This window comes from Vibrio sp. SG41-7, assembly GCF_014164465.1.
Lineage (GTDB): Bacteria > Pseudomonadota > Gammaproteobacteria > Enterobacterales > Vibrionaceae > Vibrio > Vibrio splendidus.
On record NZ_JACJFF010000230.1, the window covers coordinates 1 to 3,404 of the forward strand.

Annotated in this window: 2 protein-coding genes and 2 pseudogenes; 2 read left to right on the forward strand and 2 right to left on the reverse strand. The window is 41.9% G+C overall.

What is annotated here, in order from left to right:
- Positions 1–137: 137 nt before the first annotated feature.
- A pseudogene (locus tag H5300_RS26045) lies at positions 138–638 on the reverse strand (DUF3187 family protein); the annotation flags it as partial.
- A 250-nt stretch (positions 639–888) separates the two neighbouring features.
- Complete coding sequence (locus tag H5300_RS26050; protein WP_405055151.1) at positions 889–1,107, reverse strand: hypothetical protein; 219 nt, start codon at positions 1,105–1,107, stop codon at positions 889–891.
- A 584-nt stretch (positions 1,108–1,691) separates the two neighbouring features.
- Here H5300_RS26050 and ylqF point away from each other — a divergent pair.
- Positions 1,692–2,636 carry a ribosome biogenesis GTPase YlqF gene (gene ylqF, locus H5300_RS26055; RefSeq protein WP_182797295.1) on the forward strand — a complete coding sequence of 315 codons (945 nt, stop codon included), beginning with the start codon at positions 1,692–1,694 and terminating at the stop codon, positions 2,634–2,636.
- A gap of 221 nt (positions 2,637–2,857) precedes the next feature.
- Positions 2,858–3,280: pseudogene (locus H5300_RS26060) on the forward strand (GGDEF domain-containing protein); the annotation flags it as partial.
- Positions 3,281–3,404 lie beyond the last annotated feature (124 nt).

Consider the following 3,404-nt stretch of genomic DNA (forward strand, 5'->3'; position numbering starts at 1 on the left):
ACGAGTAGAATCGTGCATCTGCTCGAGTTGCAGCTTTTGTTGAGGAGTCAGTGTAATTTTCATGGGTCTTAGCATGATCCTGATTTTATCGAAAATCAAGCACCTTCATTGATCACGGGTATAGATGATAAACGGTTCGAATATAACAAGAGTTCATTATAAAAAGTGAATGCATTCGTTAAATCGTCCCCTTCAAAGTCAGACAGTTGAACGCCTGAATTATTAAAATCCATAGTGAATTGATCTTCAGCTACTTCATCTCGACCATTTTGACCTAGGCCGAATAGGTCATGGAATCCCATAACAAAACTGTCCAAACCATTATCTTTGGCTCTCAGTAATCGATAATCCACCTCGCTCTTCCACACAGGGGACACTTGCCATTGCACCGCGATATTCGTCTGATTTTGATAATAATCAAGAGAGTAAGCTTCAGTATGCGCCCAAATACTAGTTTGCGTATAAGACGATTTGAACTCTATTGTTCCCGTCCTTTTTGGCTCTGCCTCACGTAGCTGAATAGAAAGAACATTTGAGTGAATTGGTGATTGTGCGTAAACATACATCGGAGATGCGTACGCTTCGGTAGAACTCAGCATTAATGTAGCTATGACGAAACCTTTTATTGCACCTTTCATAGTACCGGTACCCTGCTCACCCCATTTATAAGATACACTTGTATTCTTCATACTATCCCTAAACATATACGTCAAAATTATCCCTATTCAAGTCTCATTTGTAACCAGACACCAAGACACAAGTCATGTTCTGTTCATTAAAGATCTCAATGTAAATTCTATAAGTACCTTATGCTCGCTCCACACCAACTAAATCGAAGATTATAGTGTTAGCTTCTGATGAAGCCGGAATTAGTGACAAGCTCACCAATTATAAGGTTAGCCCCTTAACAAGCAACTCGTATTGACTAAAACACGCAGGCGTTTCTGCTTTAAATCGAAGAAACGCAGCCATGACGACAATGCGTCTATCTGATTTGCTGCAAAAATGGGATTTACACGCTTGGTGAATGTATTTTCGATGCGGACAATTTGCATGGCGACATCGATACCCTTCAGAGCCAAAGGCGACAGTGCTGCAAGCGACCATCTTCGTGACATTTTCAATGACGAATTTTCGGAGAGTTTCCCGAGGCTTATTGAGGCCGTTTAGCCAATTCCCTTTAGCATTGAAGAATCATTTGATGTAGGTGTAAACCGTCACCACGCAGCGATATATTGATCTTCTAAGCTAATTCATAATGAGCTGAATACTTCATCCTTGTTGATGTAATCCACTACTTGTTGCAAATTGATCATAGTCTTTCGTAGCATCAATTAAACGTACGAAAATTTTGACTCAGGCCGTTCCTTTTGACCTCGGCGGTAACACACCTGATATTTTTGCATAGCTAAAACCACCTTAATTTTGCAGTCACTTACTTTGCCGACTTCATACTGAGCACCTCTTTGCTTTTTACCATCAAATTGCACAAGACCAATGTATCCAACTTGACATCTACATGTTCAATTGTTCCAGCCAACTAGAAGATGTTACCATCCTCACATTAATTGCTGATGCGGCTATGCGTGAGTAGAACTTTAAGTTTGGTATCCCAAATCTAATTTAACTTCTCGGTACACCACCTGGTACCCCACAGCAAAGAAACAAAAAACAAAAGGATTAAAATTCATATGGTTACAAGCAAAATTCAATGGTTTCCGGGTCACATGCATAAAGCCCGCAAAGAAATCGAAGAAGTTATCCCACAGGTTGATGTGATCATCGAAGTACTGGACGCTCGTATCCCGTTCAGTAGTGAAAACCCAATGATCTCTTCACTGCGCGGCGATAAGCCTTGTGTAAAAGTGTTGAACAAGCGCGACCTTGCCGATCCTGAGCTTACTGAGCGTTGGATTGAGCACTTCGAGAAAGAGCAAGGCGTTAAAGCGATTGCCATTACCACCAGCGTAAAAGAAGAAGTTAACCACGTGATGGAGCTAGTACGTAAACTGGCACCGCACCGTGAGCAAATGGGCAAGAATATTCGAACAATGATTATGGGTATCCCTAACGTGGGTAAATCGACCATTATCAACTGCTTGGCTGGACGTACGATTGCGGTAACGGGTAACCAACCTGCGGTAACTCGTCGCCAACAACGTATCAACCTGCAAAACGGCGTGATCCTTTCAGATACTCCTGGGATCCTTTGGCCTAAAGTAGAAAACCCACACAGCGGCTTCCGTTTAGCTGCGACTGGTGCGGTAAAAGATACAGCAATGGAATACGACGAAGTGGCATTCTACACCGTCGAGTACTTAGCTAAGCAGTACCCTCACCTTTTACAAGAACGTTACCAAATTGAAGAGCTGCCAGAGTCTGACATCGAATTGATGGAAGCGATTGGTCGTAAGCGTGGTGCACTTCGTGCTGGCGGTCATATAGACATTCACAAGTGTTCTGAAATCCTTCTTCACGAACTTCGCAGCGGTACTTTAGGTAAAGTAACGCTAGAACTACCAGAGATGATCACCAAAGAGTTGGTTGAAGTAGAAGAAGCAGCTGCACTGAAAGCTGAGCAGCAGATTAAGAAGAAAGAAGAGCGCCGTAAGCGTTACTTGAAGAACAAGCGCTAATCGCTATGAGTTTTTGTTAATCTCCATTAGTTTCTGTTAACCACTCTTACACCAGCCTCTAAGATATTCACGTTCTACCGATAATAGAGCGTGAATATTGCCTTGTACCGTTTGTTGATCTAGCTAACATACTGACAAATCTATAGAAATGGTCATTTACAATCCCAAAGACTGTGACATACTACGCAAATTATTGTGTATTCATTTCGGCTAGTTTCTCAATGCGCTCTTATTCTGGGTTCAAGAATCAAAGATTTAAAACCTATTTCGATAATGAAATTTATTTGCCGTACATAAATTTTATCTACATCCCGATCTCAATATTCTGTGCTTTCATTGTTACCGACTACATTCACTTTGGTACAGAGTGTGTAACGCCTATCATTTTCCGAGTCTTACTTTTTCTATTGATGATGGCTGTCGCCAGATACTGCATTACAAATAAACCCAACGTTTTAGAACTCATAGAAAGTACCTTCCTTGTAATTAGCTCGCTTTTCTTGGTCTATGTAGGCCGACTCGCTATCGAGCTGAGTAATTTCGATTACCAAGGTGGCATCATTCTCGTCATGATCTACATCGGAACCTTTTCAAGACTGTCTGTTAAATACAGTATCTCTACGCTGTCATTTATCTTTTTGGCTTAGGTGAGTAGGCCACCGGAACCTCCCCGATAGCCTCTCGCAGAACCGTACGTGAACCTCTCAGCTCATACGGCTCCCATCAAGCAAAACTTCTTGATGATCCAAATTTCCAGTGCGGAAACAA

What these genes read in the sequence shown, in the direction of transcription:
- H5300_RS26050 (WP_405055151.1), bottom strand. Translation starts at nt 1,107, where the DNA reads ATGGTCGCTTGCAGCACTGTCGCCTTTGGCTCTGAAGGGTATCGATGT.
- ylqF (WP_182797295.1), top strand. Translation starts at nt 1,692, where the DNA reads ATGGTTACAAGCAAAATTCAATGGTTTCCGGGTCACATGCATAAAGCC.